At 71.1% G+C, this 16,318-nt stretch carries 15 protein-coding genes; 10 read left to right on the top strand and 5 right to left on the bottom strand.

The genetic code is table 11. The annotated features are described in order from the left end of the window. The first annotated feature begins 2 nt into the window (after positions 1-2). Entirely contained in the window at positions 3-578 is a 576-nt protein-coding gene (locus tag CCO04_RS19920) for a dienelactone hydrolase family protein (protein ID WP_215815904.1), read from the top strand. Between the two features lies 1 nt (position 579). Here the strand turns inward: CCO04_RS19920 and CCO04_RS19915 are convergent, their stop codons facing one another. After that, a complete protein-coding gene (locus CCO04_RS19915) occupies positions 580-783 on the bottom strand; it encodes a hypothetical protein (RefSeq protein ID WP_215815903.1) in 204 nt (67 codons plus the stop codon). Between the two features lie 109 nt (positions 784-892). Here CCO04_RS19915 and CCO04_RS19910 point away from each other — a divergent pair, with 109 nt between their 5' ends. Then, the gene (locus CCO04_RS19910) at positions 893-1,474 is read left to right on the top strand and encodes a DinB family protein (RefSeq protein WP_215815902.1); all 582 of its coding nucleotides are present in this window, start codon (positions 893-895) and stop codon (positions 1,472-1,474) included. A gap of 160 nt (positions 1,475-1,634) precedes the next feature. Here CCO04_RS19910 and CCO04_RS19905 read toward each other — a convergent pair whose 3' ends face one another. Both CCO04_RS19905 and CCO04_RS19900 read right to left on the bottom strand, forming a co-directional pair. Next, on the bottom strand, positions 1,635-2,000 hold the full coding sequence (locus tag CCO04_RS19905) for a hypothetical protein (RefSeq protein WP_215815901.1): 366 nt from the start codon (positions 1,998-2,000) through the stop codon (positions 1,635-1,637). 425 nt (positions 2,001-2,425) lie between these two features. Continuing rightward, on the bottom strand, positions 2,426-2,803 hold the full coding sequence (locus tag CCO04_RS19900; RefSeq protein WP_215815900.1) for a hypothetical protein: 378 nt from the start codon (positions 2,801-2,803) through the stop codon (positions 2,426-2,428). Between the two features lie 154 nt (positions 2,804-2,957). Between CCO04_RS19900 and CCO04_RS19895 the strand changes: the two genes are divergently transcribed. From CCO04_RS19895 to CCO04_RS19870, 6 genes are all read left to right on the top strand, one after another. Then, positions 2,958-4,727 carry an NAD(P)/FAD-dependent oxidoreductase gene (locus CCO04_RS19895; protein ID WP_215815899.1) on the top strand — a complete coding sequence of 590 codons (1,770 nt, stop codon included), beginning with the start codon at positions 2,958-2,960 and terminating at the stop codon, positions 4,725-4,727. 70 nt (positions 4,728-4,797) lie between these two features. After that, entirely contained in the window at positions 4,798-5,943 is a 1,146-nt protein-coding gene (locus tag CCO04_RS19890; protein WP_215815898.1) for a substrate-binding domain-containing protein, read from the top strand. A 100-nt stretch (positions 5,944-6,043) separates the two neighbouring features. Continuing rightward, a complete protein-coding gene (locus CCO04_RS19885) occupies positions 6,044-6,823 on the top strand; it encodes an ATP-binding cassette domain-containing protein (protein ID WP_215815897.1) in 780 nt (259 codons plus the stop codon). Continuing rightward, complete coding sequence (locus CCO04_RS19880) at positions 6,820-8,037, top strand: sugar ABC transporter permease (protein ID WP_215815896.1); 1,218 nt, start codon at positions 6,820-6,822, stop codon at positions 8,035-8,037. The genes CCO04_RS19885 and CCO04_RS19880 overlap by 4 nt, the downstream gene beginning before the upstream one ends. Before the next feature lie 44 nt (positions 8,038-8,081). Further along, on the top strand, positions 8,082-10,685 hold the full coding sequence (locus CCO04_RS19875; RefSeq protein ID WP_215815895.1) for an acetoacetate--CoA ligase: 2,604 nt from the start codon (positions 8,082-8,084) through the stop codon (positions 10,683-10,685). A gap of 43 nt (positions 10,686-10,728) precedes the next feature. Then, positions 10,729-11,562, top strand: coding sequence for a mycofactocin-coupled SDR family oxidoreductase (locus tag CCO04_RS19870; protein WP_215815894.1), 834 nt, complete (start codon positions 10,729-10,731; stop codon positions 11,560-11,562). A 7-nt stretch (positions 11,563-11,569) separates the two neighbouring features. Here the strand turns inward: CCO04_RS19870 and CCO04_RS19865 are convergent, their stop codons facing one another. Together CCO04_RS19865 and CCO04_RS19860 are read right to left on the bottom strand one after the other, a co-directional pair. Then, the gene (locus CCO04_RS19865; RefSeq protein ID WP_252373571.1) at positions 11,570-12,325 is read right to left on the bottom strand and encodes an SDR family oxidoreductase; all 756 of its coding nucleotides are present in this window, start codon (positions 12,323-12,325) and stop codon (positions 11,570-11,572) included. Between the two features lie 22 nt (positions 12,326-12,347). Next, entirely contained in the window at positions 12,348-12,980 is a 633-nt protein-coding gene (locus CCO04_RS19860; RefSeq protein ID WP_215815892.1) for a FadR/GntR family transcriptional regulator, read from the bottom strand. A gap of 124 nt (positions 12,981-13,104) precedes the next feature. On the opposite strand from CCO04_RS19860, the gene CCO04_RS19855 reads away from it, so the two are divergent. Both CCO04_RS19855 and CCO04_RS19850 read left to right on the top strand, forming a co-directional pair. Next, on the top strand, positions 13,105-14,457 hold the full coding sequence (locus CCO04_RS19855) for an SLC13 family permease (protein WP_215815891.1): 1,353 nt from the start codon (positions 13,105-13,107) through the stop codon (positions 14,455-14,457). A 359-nt stretch (positions 14,458-14,816) separates the two neighbouring features. Then, complete coding sequence (locus CCO04_RS19850) at positions 14,817-16,304, top strand: S28 family serine protease (protein WP_215815890.1); 1,488 nt, start codon at positions 14,817-14,819, stop codon at positions 16,302-16,304. The last annotated feature ends 14 nt before the right edge of the window (positions 16,305-16,318 follow it).

Raw genomic sequence — 16,318 nt, 5'->3', positions numbered from 1 at the left:
ACATGGCCGAGGTACTGCTGTTCCACCACATCCAGGGCCTGACCGACGGCGTACGGTCGTTCGCGGACGACCTGCGCGAGTCCGGCCACACCGTGCACACGCCCGACCTGTTCGACGGGCGCACCTTCGCCAGCATCGACGACGGCTTCGCCCACGCCCGCGACGCCGGCTTCGACGCGCTCCGCGCCCGCGGACTCGCCGCCGCCGACCCACTCGGCCCGGACCTCGTCTACGCGGGCTTCTCCTTCGGCGTCACCATCGCCCAACGCCTCGCCCAGACCCGCCCCGGCGCCCGCGGCGCGCTCCTCATGTACTCCTGCCTGCCTGTGGGGGAGTTCGGCAGCGCGTGGCCGGACGGCGTACCGGTGCAGGTGCACGGCAAGGAGGGCGACGAGTTCTTCGACGAGGACCTCCCGGCCGCCCGCGAGCTCGCCGCCTCGACACCTGACGCCGAGCTGTTCGTGTACCCGGGGGAGCAGCACCTCTTCGCCGACTCCTCGCTCGACGCCTACGACCCGGAGGCGGCCGCGTTGCTGCTCGATCGGGTGCGAACGTTCCTGGCGCTGCGTCCGCGCTAGGTCACGGCCGCCATTCCTTCCGGGGCGGCTTGTCCTTGTGCAGGATGAGGTAGGGGCCGTCGGCCGCGCCCGACCTGCCGGACGTGACCAAGGTCTGCACGAGCGTCCAGCCCTCGTTCTCCGCACCGTTGAGCAGTTCCTGGACGCGACTCTCGAAGGTGCCCACGCCGGGCACGTTCTCCAGATCGACAACTCGGTACGGCATCTCGTGCTCCTCTCGGTAGCGGATCCCGTCGGATCCCGCTGAAGACTAGCGACGCCGCCCCGCACCGCGAGGCGCCCGAGGAAGGCCAGGTCATGGCAGGCTGTCGTGGGTGAGCGGCAACTCGGGAGAAGGCACCGTCGGCTCGGAGTCCGGTCTGGCGGACGACGCCTACTCTCCGAAATGGACGGACGACGACCGCCCGCGCATCCCGCGCGTGGCCGGTGAGCGCGAGGCGCTGTCGGCGTACCTGGACCACTACAGGGCGACCGTGGAGCTCAAGTGCCGCGGCTTGACCTCAGAGCAGGCGCGCACCAGGTCCATGCCGCCGTCCACCATGTCGCTGCACGGCCTGGTCCGCCATCTCGCCGCGTGCGAGCGCTGGTGGTTCCAACAGAACTTCGAGCGACGCGACGTCCCGTTCCTGTTCTTCACCGAGGACAACCCGAACCTCGACTTCGACCTGCCCGCGGACGCCGATCTCGACGCCGACCTGGAGACCTGGCGCGCCGAGTGCGCGACCTCCCGCGAGATCATGGCGGCTCACGAGCTCGACGACACCGCGCGCCCGCTCGATTGGTACGAGGACGTCGACCTGCGCTGGCTTGTGCTCCGCATGATCACCGAGTACGCGCAGCACTGCGGTCATGCGGACCTGCTGCGGGAGGGGATCGACGGGCGGACCGGAGTCTGAGCAGCCCGTCGAGGAGTCCCTGACCAAACTGGCATGAACGGGAGCTGATAGGCAGGGAGTAGCGGTGCCGGACTCACCCGGATCGCGGCAGAGTCGGGCGACCGTGGGCCGCCCTCTGTGCGGCAAGCTGTGCGGCAAGCTGTGCGGTGATCAGCGGGCGCTACGCTGAGGCGCGTCCGTGCGTGACCTGGTTGAACCAGTGCGCAGCTACCTGCGCGGCTTGCTCGGCTGAGGAAACGCTCGCGACCAAGCCGTCTGGCGGCTCGAGGCTCATCCCTGTTGCGCGGCCTCGAACGCCGTCGTCCCAGTTCAGGTACGCGGGGCTCTTCCCGCCGACCAGTTCCAGCCCGTCAAAGTCGATGCGCCACGTGGCAGCCAGGACGCCGTCGATCATGTCGTCGTACGAGGCAGTCATCCAGAGTGTCCCGTCGTGGTCGACGTGATACCAGTCCTGAGCGTCCCGAACGAGCGCGCTGAGACGGTCGAAGAACTCCGACTCGCTTGCGGTTGGTGGGGCTTCACGCACGGCTACGAGTCTCTCAGGTGTCGACGGGAATCCTGGCTCTCGGAGAGTTTGATGCCCCGCAACTTCAGCAGCGGGCACCTACTCTTACCCTCGTTCCCTCGTCGCCGATAAGTGACATTATGTCATGTAGTGAAGGTTGAGCACTCCTGAGATTTGCCCCCGGGTCCCCTGGCCAGGTTCCGCTCGCTGCCTCTCCCTGAGGTACGCCGACCCGCTGGGACGGCCACGTCAAGTCTCTCGGCATCGCACTGAGCCCCGAGGACGGCGCCCCGTCGTTCGTTCTGACAGCGCCGTCCTACGGCATGTGCCGCGTCGACATCACGCCCGTGGACGGCGAGGTTCCCGGAGCGGGCGTCTCAGTGAAGCGGGCAGCCGACGCGGCCACCCACGACCACGCACGGCATCCGCACCCACGCCATGGCGGTCTAGGCCCGGACATGAGCGGCGATCGCGTCGACCACGACCCGTTCCGCGGCCTCGTGGCCCTGCAGCAAGCCGTCCGGCTCCCCGGTCCGGAGCCACTCCAGCACCTGCGCCGGCGCACAGTGCCAGCCGGCCTCCCACTGCGCCTCGACCAGGTCGAGCGGCTCCTCGCCGTCGGGCATTCGTGACCACCCCAGTCCCCCGTCGGCCGTGACGTAGACGAGCCAGGTCGGCGCATCGTCCATCGTCACGCAGGCGCAGATCCACAGCGCGTGCTCCACCGGGAGCCGGCGGCCGTCGGTGGGCAGCTCCGGCGCGGGCGAACGTGCGGCTGCCCGGCTGAGGGTCGCCTCGACCGGGGCCACGTCAGGGTCCTGCACGGGCCCACCCTAGGCCGCCCGAGGGTCCCGATCGCACCCGAATTCCCGCCGAGTCCCTTCCGCTCTCCCTGTGACGTGTGCAACACTCCCGTCCACCGAGCGATCGCTCGGTCGGCCCGATCAGGGCCGTCGAGGTCCACAAGGAGGGACTCACGTGAGGGTTGACACCGACTCGTCACCTGACGAGGTGAAGGCGGCCTTCCAGGCTTGGCTCACGGACTTCGCGGAGGCGATGGAGACGGCGGACACCGCCGCGGCCACGGCACTGCTCGACGCGGGCTGCTGGTGGCGCGACCTCCTCGCGCTCAGCTGGGACCTCGGGACCTACCACGGCACCGACAAGATCGCCGGGCTGCTCGACGAGCACCTCGCGGCGGCGAAGGTGACCGGGGTGCGGCTGGTGAGCGACTTCGGTCCGCGCTTCGTCGCCGAGGAGGGCGGCGGGGGCTCGATCGAGGGCTTCTTCGCGTTCGAGACGGCGGGTGCCTGGTGCCGTGGGGTGGCGCGCATCCGGCAGGAGGACGGCGGGTGGCGCGCCTGGACCGTGATGACGGGTGCCGAGGACGTCAAGGGCCACGAGCGGGCGCTGGGCGGACGGCGTCCGACCGGGCCGCGGCACGAGGTCGGCGCGACGACGCAGCGCAACTGGAAGGACAAGCGCGAGGACGCGCTGGCCTACGCCGACCGAGAGCCCGACGTGGTGATCCTGGGTGCGGGCCAGGGTGGGCTCGCGCTGGCGGCCAACCTGCGGCTGATGGGCGTCGACGCCCTGATCCTGGAGAAGAGCGAGCGGATCGGCGACGGCTGGCGCCGGCGCTACCACTCACTGGTGCTGCACGACCCGGTCTGGGCCGACCACCTGCCCTACCTGCCGTTCCCGCAGTCGTGGCCGATCTACTCCCCCAAGGACAAGATCGCCGACTGGTTCGAGTTCTACGCCCAGGCGATGGAGCTCAACGTGTGGTGCTCGGCCGAGATGACCGACGCCGTGTACGACGACCAGGCCGGCGCCTGGACCCTGTCGGTCCGGACCAAGGACGGCGAGCGCACCCTGCGTCCGCGCAACGTGGTGCTGGCGACCGGTGCGGCCGGCGAGCCCAACATCCCCGACTTCCCGGGGCGCGACGGCTTCGCGGGCACGGTCTACCACTCCAGCAAGCACGGCGCCGGCGGCAGCTGGGCCGGCAAGAAGGCGATCGTCGTCGGTGCCTGCAACAGCGGTCACGACATCGCCCAGGACCTGCACGAGGCCGGTGCGGACGTGACGCTGGTGCAGCGCTCGTCGACCCACATCATCAGCCAGAAGAACGGCATCCCGGCGATCTTCGGGGCCAATTTCACCGAGTCCGGTCCGCCCACCGAGTACGCCGACCTGCTGGCGAGCGCCTACCCCTGGCCGCTCGTGCTCCAGGACGCCAAGGAGGGCGTCAAGCGCACCGCCGAGCTCGACAAGGACCTGCTCGCCTCGCTCGAGGCGGTCGGTTTCCAGCTCAACGACGGCCCCGACGGCACCGGCCTCATGGGCTTCGCGCTGGCGAAGGGCGGCGGCTACTACATCGACGTCGGTGCGTCCGGCCTCATCGCCGAGGGCAAGATCGGGCTCGCCCAGGGCGCCGGCCTCGCGGAGTTCACGTCGCACGGGATCCGGCTCGACGACGGGCGCGAGCTCGACGCCGACCTGGTCGTCCTGGCGACGGGCTACTCCAACATGCGCGAGACCGCGCGTCGTCTCTTCGGCGACGTCGTCGCCGACAAGCTCCCCACCGTGCTGGGCATCGGTGAGGACGGAGAGATCGGCGGGCTCTACCGCCGTACCGGCCAGCCGGGGTTCTGGTTCATGGGCGGCCCGCTGGCGTGGGTCCGCGTCTACTCCAAGCACCTCGCGCTCCAGATCACGGCCGACCTGCACGACGTACGCCCCTGACCACTCCCGGTCACCGCACCCCACGAGTCGGCTCGGGCGCTCTGGGCGACACCCTCGAAGGAGAAAACAGATGCAAGGCAGTAGAAAGGCCCGGGCCAAGATCGGTCTGGTCGCGATCGTGGCGGGGCTCAGCCTGGTGACGGCGGCCTGCGCCGACGACGGCGGCTCCGGGGGCGACTCGTCCTCCGGCAAGAAGCTCGTCTACTTCATGGCGCCCAACACGACGCCGACCCGCTACATCCAGCAGGACGGACCGGACTTCGAGAAGGCCATCAAGGCCCTCGACCCCGACGTCGAGGTGAAGTTCGTCAACGGTGGCGGCGACTCCGCGACCCAGCTGTCGCAGGCGAACGCCGCCATCGCGGCCGGCGCCAAGGCGCTCGTCGTCGTCGCGGCCGACCCCAACACCAGCGCGGGTCTGCTCCAGGCCGCCGCGACGGCGAAGGTCCCGGTGATCGGCTACGAGAACCCGCCGCTCAACGGCCCGCTCTACGCCCAGGTGATCTTCGACCCCTACAAGGTCGGCATCCAGCAGGCGGAGTACTTCAAGAGCCAGGTCGAGGCCGGCGCGTTCGGCAGCGGCTCGGTCGACCTCGCCCGCCAGTACGGCAACAAGGGCGACGTCTACACGACCGAGATGCTCAAGGGTCAGGACGAGGTGCTCAAGCCCCTCATCGACGACGGCACGCTCAACGTGGTCTGCGAGGACTACATCAAGGACTGGGCGCCCGACAACGCCCAGAAGGCGGCCGAGCAGTGCCTGACCAAGACCCAGGGCAAGATCGACGCCTTCCTCGGGTTCTACGACGGCAACGCGTCCGGCATCATCGCCGCGCTCAAGGGCAAGAACGCCGACATCCCCGTCTACGGCGGGCAGAACCCCGAGCTGACCGGTCTGCAGTACCTGCTGACCGGTGACCAGCAGGACACCGTCCTCAAGGCGTTCTCGGTCGAGGCCGAGGCCGCGGCGAAGATCGCGCTGGCCGCGATGAAGGGCGAGGACCCGCCGTCCGACCTGGTCAAGGACGAGGTCAACAACGGGACCGACGACATCCCGACCGCCAAGCTCGACACCACGCTGATCCACCTCGAGGACGGCAAGGACCCGGGCGAGATCGTCCAGCAGGCCGTCGACCTCGGCATCTTCACGTGGGAGCAGATCTGCGACGGCGGTCCCGCCGCGAGCACGCCCACCTGCAAGGCGAAGGTCGGCTGACCGACCGTCCACGTCAGGAGTGCGGCCGCCGATCCACCCATCCGGCGGACCGGCGGCCGCACCCCACCCGAACCACCCCTACTCAGGGAGGAAATCCCCCATGCCTGACGCCGGTGAGCTGCTGCTGCAGCTGAGCCAGGTCTCGAAGTACTTCGGTGGCGTGCGTGCGCTCCACGAGGTCGACCTCGAGCTCCACCGCGGTGAGGTCGTCGCCCTCGTGGGCGACAACGGAGCCGGAAAGTCCACGCTCATCAAGGTCATCTCGGGCGTCGAGCACCCCGACGCGGGTGCGATCCGGGTGCGCGGCGAGTCCGTGCGCCTCGACACCCCGCGCGCCGCGCAGAGCGCCGGGATCCACACGGTCCACCAGGACCTGGCCCTGTGCGACAACCTCGACGCGGTCCGCAACCTCTTCCTCGGCCAGGAGCTCACCGGAGGACTCCTGCGCGGCCGGCCGCTGAGCCGGCACCGCATGGAGGTCGAGGCCCGCAAGGTGCTCGACAGCCTCGCCGTACGCCTCCGCTCGCTCACCGCGCCCGTCGGCGGGCTCTCCGGCGGCCAGCGCCAGGGCATCGCCATCTGCCGCGCCCTCATCTCCGACCCCAGCCTGGTGCTGCTGGACGAGCCGACCGCGGCCCTGGGCGTGACCCAGCGCGCCGAGGTGCTCGACCTGATCCTGCGCCTGAAGTCCCAGAACCGCGGCGTGCTCGTGATCTCCCACGACCTCAAGGACGTCCAGGAGGTCGCCGACCGCGTCGTCGTCATGCGCCTGGGCAGCAAGGTCGCCGAGTTCGGCCGCGGCGACTACACCTCCAGCGACCTGATCGCCGCAATCACCGGGGCCCACGAGGCTCCTCGAACCCGTGAGGGCAGCCGATGACCACGCAGCAGATCCCGCTCCCGCCGACCACGGCCGCGCCCGGCGAGGTGGACACTCCCCTGCTCTCGCGCCTGGTCGAGGGACTCAGCGGCAAGTACCGCAGCATCCCCGTGCTGCTGGTGCTCGGTCTGATCTGGACCTACTTCTACTCGCAGAACTCGGCGTTCCTGACGTCCGGCAACATCACCACGCTGACGCTGCAGATCGTCACGACCGCCATCCTCGCGCTCGGCGTGGTGTTCGTCCTCCTCGTCGGCGAGATCGACCTGTCGTCGGCCATGCTGTCCGGCGTCTGCGCGACGGTGACCGCGCAGCTCGCGATCAAGAGCGAGTGGCCGCTGTGGCTGGCGATCCTCGGCGGGGTGGCCGTCGGGCTGCTGTTCGTCCTGGCCGAGGTGCTCGCCGTGATCTTCGGGGTGCCGTCCCTGATCGTCACCCTCGGCGGCATGGTCATCCTCCAGGGCCTCCTGCTCGTCGTGCTGCCGCCCGAGTTCACGATCAACGTGGCCGGCACCGACTACGCCAAGATCTCCTCCACCTACATCCCGTCCGGCTGGAGCATCGCGCTCGGAGCCGTGGGCTGGCTGCTCTTCTGCGCCACCCGCTACCGCGCCCAGCGCGAGCGCGGCGCCGAGGCGACGTCCTCCCTGCTCGTCGCGGTCGGCGTGCCCGCCGTGGTCAGCGGCGTCGTGATCTTCGGCGCGATCGCCGTGCTCGGCGGCGGCCCCGGACTCCCCCTGCCGGTGCTGATCCTGGTCGGCATGCTGCTCCTGGCGGCGTACGCCACGGGCCGGACCCGCTACGGGACGCACCTGTACGCCGTCGGCGGCAACCGCGAGGCCGCGCAGCGCGCCGGCATCCCGGTCTCCCGGATGGTCGTCTACTCCTTCCTCGTCCTCGGCGTGTGCGCCGCGGTGGCCGGCATGGTGGAGGCCTCGCGCCTGCTCGCCGTGTCCAACTCCTCCGGCGGCGGCCCCCTGATGCTCAACGCGATCGCCGCGGCGGTGGTCGGCGGGGTCAGCCTGTTCGGCGGCCGCGGGACCGTGTGGGCCGCGCTCCTGGGCGCGCTCGTCATCGGGTCGATCAACAACGGCGTCCAGCTGCTCGGCATGTCCACCGAAGTCCAGAGCTTCGCGACCGGCGGTGTCCTTATCCTTGCTGTTGCGATCGACGTCGTGATCACCCGTGGGTCACTGCTGCCGAACCGCCGATGAGCAGCGAACGAGCAGATGTGGCAATCGAAAGGGGATGTGCGGACGTGACTGTCGAGGCAGCGTGGCTGCCCACAGACGACCAGATCGACAGCTCTCGGGTGGTGGACTTCGCTCGCTGGCTCGGCAAGGAGGGCGTCGTCACGCTCGCCGACCCGCGGGACTTCCGTGAGCTGCAGGCCTGGTCCGCCGCCGAACCCGCGCGGTTCTGGGAGTCGGTCGCCCGCTACTTCGGCGTCGACTTCGCGACCGAGGCGACGGAGGTGCTCTCGTCCCACGAGATGCCGGGGGCACGCTGGTTCCACGGCGCGACGCTGAACTTCGCCCGGGAGATGCTCAAGCACGGCGCCGCGGAGCGCGAGGCGATCGTCCTCGTCCGCGACGACGGGCACCGCGAGTCGATCACCTTCGGCCAGCTGCGGGACCAGGTCGCCGCCGTCGCCGGGGCCCTCGCCGATCGCGGCGTCGGCCAGGGCGACCGGATCGTGGCCTACCTGCCCAACTGCATCGAGGGCGTGGTCGCCTTCCTCGCCTCCGCGACGCTGGGCGCGGTCTGGTCCCAGACCGGCATGGACTACGCCCCCGCTGCGGCGATGGACCGCCTCGGCCAGCTCGACCCGACCGTCTTCATCGCCGGCACGGGCTACCTGTTCAAGGGCGAGAAGCAGGACCGGCGCGAGGCCGTGGCCGAGCTCCGCGTGCTGCTGCCCGTCGACGCGCTGGTCGTCTCGATCGAGACCGGCGGCGTCTACCGTGACGACACGACGCCGTGCGACGTCACCTGGGAGCAGCTCCAGCGGTTCAGCAAGCCGGTGGCGACGCCGGTCGACGTACCGTTCGACCACCCGCTGTGGGTGCTCTTCACGTCCGGCACCACCGGACGCCCCAAGGGCATCGTGCACGGGCACGGCGGCGCGTTGCTGGAGCAGCTCGTCTCCCCCGGCTTCCACATGGGGGTCGACGAGGCCGACGTCTTCTTCTGGTTCACCACCCCCAACTGGATGATGTGGAACGCCCAGATCTGCGGGCTCCTGCACGGCGCGACCATCGTGCTGTTCGACGGCAGCCCGACCCACCCCGACACCGGTCTGCTCTGGCGGGTAGTGCAGGACCTCGGGGTCACGGTGTTCGGCACCAGCCCCGGCTACCTCCAGGCCAGCGCGCGCGACGGGCTGGAGCCCGGCCGCGACCTCGACCTGTCCGCGCTCGAGCTGATCGGCGTCACCGGCTCGGTCCTTCCGGCCAGCAGCAACCACTGGGTGCGCGACCATGTGCGGGCCGACCTCCAGGTCGGCTCGATGAGCGGTGGCACCGACATCGTCGGCATCTTCGTGGCCAGCGCCCCCAACCTCCCCGTGTACGACGGCGAGATCAGCGGGACCGCTCTCGGCGTCGCGCTGGAGGTGTGGGACGAGAAGGGCAACCGGCTCCCCGACGGCGAGACCGGCGAGATGGTGATCACCCAGCCGATGCCGTCGATGCCGATCGCGTTCTGGGACGACCCCGAGGGCGAGCGCTACCGCGACGCGTACTTCGACGTCTTCCCCGGCGTGTGGCGCCACGGTGACTCGATCACGATCTCCGAGCGCGGCACGATCATGATCCACGGGCGTACCGACTCCACCCTCAACCGCAACGGCGTCCGCCTCGGCAGCGCCGAGATCTACGAGGCGCTGGACTCGCTGCCCGAGATCAGCGACAGCCTCGTGGTGGGCGTCGAGCTCGCCGAGGGCGGCTACTGGATGCCGTTGTTCGTGGTCGCCGAGGGCGTCGCCGACGACTCCGGGCTGCGCTCGCGCATCGTCGAGACGATCGCCGGGCGTACCTCGCGCCGGCACGTCCCCGACGAGATCATCGTCGCCCCCGCACTCCCCCGGACGCGCACCGGCAAGCGGCTGGAGGTGCCGGTCAAGCGCATCCTCCAGGGGACCTCCCCGCGCCGGGTCACCAGCACGGGCGCGGTCGACGACGTCGACGCGCTGCAGTGGCTCATCGACTTCGCGCGCAAACGCAACGGCGACTCGGCCGCGGCGACGACGGTGCTGCCGACGGACACCTACGAGGACTGGCGGATCTACCACGAGCAGGACCTGCCGCGGGTGCTCGCCGCCGCGCTCGACGTGTTCACCGAGAAGGGCTACCACGGCACGACGACCCGGCAGCTCGCCGATCGCTCGGGCCTCTCGGTGCCCGGGATCTACCACCACTACAAGTCGAAGCAGGACATCCTCTTCGACCTCATGATGGTGATCGTCGACGAGCTCGTCGAGCGCAGCCGGTTCGCGGTCGCCCAGGCCGAGTCCGACCCGCGCTCGCAGTTCGACGCCCTGGTGTCGAGCATGCTGCTGTTCCACGTCTACCGCCGCAAGGGCGCGATCGTGTCCACCAGCGAGCTGCGCAGCCTGGAGCCCGGCAACCGGCGCAAGTACGTCGACCGCCGCGACGAGCTGCAGGCGCTGCTGGACCAGATCATCGAGCGCGGCGTCACCGACGGGGTCTTCCACACCCCCTACCCCGGGGACGCCGGGCGGGCGATCGCGTCGATGTGCGCGGGCGTCGCGACCTGGTACCGGCCCGAGGCGCCGCTGAGCTTCGACCCGCTGCTCGACCGCTACCTGTCGATCGCCGAGTCGATCGTCGGCGTGCGCTGACCGGGCTGAACGACCTCACGACCTGAACGAAGGAGGAACGAGCATGGGACGTGTCGACCAGAAGGTCGCACTCATCACCGGTGCCGGACGGGGCCAGGGGCGCGCGCACGCCGTACGACTGGCGGAGGAGGGTGCCTCGGTCATCGCGTTCGACATCTGCGCCCCGGTCGCGTCGGTGAGCTACGACATGGCGACCTCCGCGGACCTCGAGGAGACCTGCGCCCTGGTCCGGGCGGCCGGCGGGCAGGTGTACTCGGCCCAGGTCGACGTCCGCGACCTCGACGTCCTGGAGCGCGAGCTCGCGGCCGGGATCGCGGCGCTGGGTGGGCTCGACATCGTCGTCGCCAACGCCGGCATCGCCAGCTATGCGGCCGGGCACGAGATCTCCGAGGCCGCGTGGCAGGAGATGATCGACATCAACCTCACCGGGACGTGGCACACGATCAAGGCCGCCGTACCGCACCTCGTGGCGGGCGGCCGCGGCGGCTCGATCGTGCTGACCAGCTCGGCGGCCGGACTACAGGGAACGCCGAACCTGGCCCACTACGTCGCCGCGAAGCACGGTGTCACCGGTCTGATGCGGACGTTCGCCAACGAGCTGGCGCCGCACTGGATCCGCGTCAACAGCGTGAACCCGACCCAGGTGGACACGCCGATGATCATGAACGACGAGATCTTCCGCATGTTCCGCCCCGACCTGGACGCCCCGGGCCGCGACGACATCGTCGACGTCTCGATCTCCACCAACGCCCTGCCCGTGCCGTGGGTCGAGGCGAGCGACGTGGCCAACGCCGTGCTGTTCCTGGCCTCGGACGAGGCCCGCTACATCACCGGGGTGGCCCTGCCCGTCGACGCGGGGATCCTCGCGAAGGTCTAGCCGGGACTCAGCGGCCGCCGGCCACGTCCAGGTGGGCCCCGGTCGTGTACGACGCCTCCTCGCCCACCAGCCAGCAGATCGCGGCCGCCGCCTCCTCCACCGTCCCCGCCCGCCCGAGCGGGACCGACGGCGCGAGGCGGTCGAGCCGGTCGGGTGCGCCGTTGCGGGCATGGATCTCGGTCGCCATCAACCCCAACCGGACGCTGTTGACCCGGATCCCGTCGCCGGCGACCTCGACCGCGAGACCCGTGGTCACGGCATCGACGGCGGCCTTGGCGGCGGCGTAGTCGACGTACTCGTGGGGGGAGCCGAGCACGGCCGCCCGCGACGACACGTTGACGATCGCCCCACCCGCTCCCCCACGCCCGGTCGCCATGACGCGGACGGCATTGCGCGCGCAGAGCAGCGTCCCGACCACGTTGACGTCGAGCGTGCGCCGGATCCGCTCGGCACCCATGTCGGCCACGTCGGAGGCCGGCGCGACGATGCCCGCGTTGTTGACCAGCGCCCGGAGCGGGCCTGCCTCGGCCTCGGCCGGGAGTCCGTCGTACAGGGCGTCGACCTGGGCCTCGTCGGCGACGTCGGCCCGGACCGCGCTCGCCCAGGCGCCGGCGGCCACGCAGTCGGCGACGACCTCGCGGGCGGCGTCCTCGTCGGAGTGGTAGGTCAGCAGGACGTTCCAGCCCTCGCGGGCGAGGCGGCGGGCGGTGGCGGCGCCGACGCCGCGGCTGCCTCCGGTGACGATCGCGAGTCGGGAGGCCATGAAGGTCACGCTAGCGGCGGACTCAGCCCAGCAGCCCGTCGCACGCCGTCGCCGCCGCCGACGGGTCACCCGCCACGATCGCGTCCGCCAGTACGTCGAGCCGCGCGCTGACCTCGCGGCTGTCGGCCGGTGCCGGCGCGCTCGCGGCGAGCATGTCGTCGAGGTCGGCCAGCAGCGAGACGCCGGCGAGGCGGCGGATGCAGCGCCAGGTGTGGTCGAAGGTGCGGGCCCGGCCATCGTCGGCGAGCATCGCGATGCGCAGGGAGCCTTGGTGGTGGGCGGCGGCGGCCCGGGCGAGGCCGGCGAGGACGGCCTCGCGGGCGGTGAGGACCTCGGCCGGGGCGCTCTCGGCGCGCTCGGCGACCTGGCGCTCGATGCCGCTCCCCCGGTTCGGCGGGTCGATGTCGGGCTCGCGGACGAGGGCGCCGATGCCGTGGCGTACCTCGATCCGGCCGCGGGTCTCGAGGGCGGCGAGGGCCCGCGAGAGCGTCGCCCGGCTGACGCCGAGCTCGGCCGCGAGCTGTCGCTCCGGGGGCAGCCGGTCACCGCTGACCAGGCCCTGGGCCTCGATGAAGTCGGAGATGTGCGCCACGAGGCTCTCGTACAGCCGCTCGCGCCGCAGGGGCGGCAGCGCGCGTCCTGATCCCGCATCCATGCCGGGAGCCTAGTGGAGAAGTGTCCGGGTTGCCAGGTGGCTCATCCACTGACATGATCCGTCGACATGACCGCCGTCACATGACCCCGGTCACACGTACCCCGGCCCTCGGAACGGACTCCCTGTGTCACATGAACTGATCTCCCTGGCGGTCCTCGTGATCGTCTTCCTCGTCGCCACCGTGCGCGGCGTGAACATGGGCGCCCTCGCCCTGGTCGCGTCGTTCATCGTCGGCCTCTCCGTGTACGACGCGACGGTGGACGACGTCCTCGCCGGGTTCCCGAGCGACCTGTTCGTGATCCTCGTCGGCGTCACGTACCTCTTCGCCCTGGCCAAGAACAACGGCACCGTCGACTGGATCGTCCATGCGGCGGTCCGCGCGGTCGGTGGGCGCGTCGCGCTCGTGCCGTGGGCGATGTTCCTGGTCTGCGCCGTCGTGACGTCGGTCGGCGCAGTGAGTCCGGCGGCGGTCGCGATCGTCGCGCCGGTCGGCATGGGCTTCGCGGTGCGCTACCAGATCCACCCCGTGATGATGGGCATGATGATCGTGCAGGGCGCGACGGCGGGCAGCTTCTCCCCCATCGGCATCTTCGGCAGCATCACCAACGGCGTCGTCGACGACCGCGACCTGCCGGGCAACCCGGGGCTGCTGTTCGTCAGCACCTTCCTCGCGGCCACCCTGATCGCGGTCATCACCTACCTCGCCTTCGGCGGACGCCAGCTCATCGCCCGCGGCCGCGAGGACGCGCACGTCGCCGCGATGGCAGCCACCGCCGAGACCGCGTCGTACGCCGCCACGCGGACCACGGGCTCCGGCGAGCCCCACTCGGCGGCCGAGGTCAAGGCCAACGCCGCCGTACCGGCCCAGGACGACCCGCACCGCCTCGACGCCCAGCGCTCCGTCACCCTGCTCGGCCTGCTCGCCCTCATCGTGGGCGCCCTCGGCTTCGACCTCGACGTCGGCTTCACCGCGCTCACCATCGCCGTCGCCCTGACCCTCGCGTTCCCGCAGTCGGCCAAGGGCGCGGTCGAGAAGATCAGCTGGGGCACGGTCCTGCTCATCGGCGGCATCGTCACCTACGTGACCCTGCTCGAGAACCAGGGCGTCGTGCAGTGGCTCGGCGAGGAGGTCGCCGGCGTCGGCGCCGCCGTGATCGCCGCGCTCCTCATCTGCCTCATCGGCTCGGTCGTCTCGGCATTCGCCTCGACCACGGGCATCATCGGCGCGCTCATCCCGCTCGCCGTACCGTTCCTGCTCACCGACCAGGTCAACGCCGTCGCCCTCATCGCCGCGCTCGCGATCTCGAGCTCGGTGGTCGACTGCAGCCCGTTCTCGACCAACGGCGCGCTCGTGGTGGCCAACGCCGAGCCCGAGGACCGCGAGCTGGTCTTCAAGCGGCTGATGCAGTGGGGCATGTCGATCGTGCTCATCGCGCCGCTGGTCGCGTGGGGCGTCCTGGTCCTGCCGACCACCTGAGGAACACTGATGAGCATGGCGGACGAGAGCGCGCTCCTCGTCGCGTGCCCGGCGGCGGTGCCCACGGTCCGTGGGCGCCGCCTGGGCGTGCCTCCGCACGCGCGCCGTTGGTCGCCCTGACCACGGCGGTCGCGGAGGCCTTACCGGAGCACCCGCCCTGCGGCGGCGCGTTCGACGGCGTCGAGCTCTGGTCCGGGCCCGCGCCTGCCACCGCTCCGGACGACAGCTGGCACCGGGGCGCGCCGTACGACCTCGGCTGAGGCCCGCGACCCCTGGCGGTCCGCGGCCGGGCGGGTCAGAATCGACGTTCCCGGCCGCACCGACTCGGTGGTGCGGCCGACGATCTCGGGAGGTCCCCCATGTCCCGCACCCGGTCCGCGCTCGCCGCGGCCCTCGCCGCCGCCCTGGCGGCCACGCTCACGGTCGGTGCCGCCACTCCCCCGGCGACCAGCGCCCCCACGAGCACCAGCGCCCCCACAAGCGCAGGCGCCGCGACGAGCGCCGACATCGCCGATCGGATCGCGGCGCTGCCCGGCGTCACGTCGGTCACGGAGGCGACGGCACCGGCCGGCTACCGGTTCTTCCGGCTCACGTTCCGCCAGCCCGCCGACCACCGCAACCCGCGCGCCGGCACGTTCGAGCAGCGCCTGACGCTGCTCCACAAGGACACGAGCCGCCCGATGGTGATGTACACCAGCGGCTACAACGTCTCCCTGAACCCCAGCCGCAGCGAGCCGACGCAGATCGTCGACGGCAACCAGCTCAGCATGGAGTACCGCTACTTCGAGCCGTCGATCCCGGCGCGCACCGACTGGCCGAAGCAGCTCACGATCTGGCAGGCGGCGGCCGACCAGCACGCGATCATCCGCTCGTTCCAGCGGCTCTACCGCGAGAACTGGATCACCACCGGTGGCTCCAAGGGCGGGATGACGGCGACCTACCACCGCCGGTTCTTCCCCGACGACGTCGACGGCACCGTCCCGTACGTCGCGCCCAACGACGTCGACAACGACAAGGACGCCTACAACACCTTCCTCGCGAACGTCGGCACCGATCCCCAGTGCCGGGCCGCGCTGACCGCCGTCCAGCGGCGGATCCTCGGCCCCGACCGCGCGTGGTTCCTCGAGCGCACCCGGCAGGACGCCGAGGCGACCGGTGACGGCTGGGAGATCCTCGGCAGCCTCGACCGGGGCATGGAGACGGCGGTCGTCGATCTCTACTTCACGTTCTGGCAGTACTCCCCGCAGTCGGCGTGCGCGGACGTGCCCGGTCCCGACGCGACCAACGAGCAGGTGTGGGACTGGACCCAGGGCGTCGTGCCGCTGACCGGCTACCTCGACCAGGGGCTGCGCGGCACCTTGGCGTACTACTACCAGGCGGCCTACCAGCTCGGCTGGTACGAGGCGTACGAGAAGCCGCTCGCCGGCGTGCTCCGCTACCCGGGCGGCTGGGGCGGCGCGAACTTCGTGCCGCGCGAGCTGCGCCCGATCCGCTTCGACAAGCGCGCGATGGCCGACATCGACCGCTGGGTGCGGACCAGGTCGACCCAGATGCTCTACGTGTACGGCGGCAACGACCCCTGGGGCGCCGAGCAGTTCTCGTGCGGCAAGCCCGCCAAGCCGGGGCACCACGGCAAGCCGGGCAAGCGTCGCGAGTGCTCGGTCCACGTCGTCGCGGGCGGCACCCACGGGGCCCGGATCGCGCAGCTGCCCGAGGCCGAGCGGGCCGCGGCGACGGCGCAGATCCGGGAGTGGGCCGGTCTGGACGACAGCACGGTCCGGCCCGCGCGCAACGCCGCGCTCGACCGGAGGCCGGACTACCTGCGCCCGCCCGGCGCGCTCCGCTGAGCAGGCAGGACGAC

The sequence above is a fragment of the Pimelobacter sp. 30-1 genome (assembly GCF_018831735.1).
Classification (GTDB): Bacteria; Actinomycetota; Actinomycetes; order Propionibacteriales; family Nocardioidaceae; genus Nocardioides.
This window is presented reverse-complemented; position numbering and strand designations above follow the sequence as displayed.

What these genes read in the sequence shown, in the direction of transcription:
- CCO04_RS19850 (WP_215815890.1), top strand. Translation starts at nt 14,817, where the DNA reads ATGTCCCGCACCCGGTCCGCGCTCGCCGCGGCCCTCGCCGCCGCCCTG.
- CCO04_RS19890 (WP_215815898.1), top strand. Translation starts at nt 4,798, where the DNA reads ATGCAAGGCAGTAGAAAGGCCCGGGCCAAGATCGGTCTGGTCGCGATC.
- CCO04_RS19920 (WP_215815904.1), top strand. Translation starts at nt 3, where the DNA reads ATGGCCGAGGTACTGCTGTTCCACCACATCCAGGGCCTGACCGACGGC.
- CCO04_RS19860 (WP_215815892.1), bottom strand. Translation starts at nt 12,980, where the DNA reads ATGGATGCGGGATCAGGACGCGCGCTGCCGCCCCTGCGGCGCGAGCGG.
- CCO04_RS19865 (WP_252373571.1), bottom strand. Translation starts at nt 12,325, where the DNA reads ATGGCCTCCCGACTCGCGATCGTCACCGGAGGCAGCCGCGGCGTCGGC.
- CCO04_RS19885 (WP_215815897.1), top strand. Translation starts at nt 6,044, where the DNA reads ATGCCTGACGCCGGTGAGCTGCTGCTGCAGCTGAGCCAGGTCTCGAAG.
- CCO04_RS19915 (WP_215815903.1), bottom strand. Translation starts at nt 783, where the DNA reads ATGCCGTACCGAGTTGTCGATCTGGAGAACGTGCCCGGCGTGGGCACC.
- CCO04_RS19880 (WP_215815896.1), top strand. Translation starts at nt 6,820, where the DNA reads ATGACCACGCAGCAGATCCCGCTCCCGCCGACCACGGCCGCGCCCGGC.
- CCO04_RS19870 (WP_215815894.1), top strand. Translation starts at nt 10,729, where the DNA reads ATGGGACGTGTCGACCAGAAGGTCGCACTCATCACCGGTGCCGGACGG.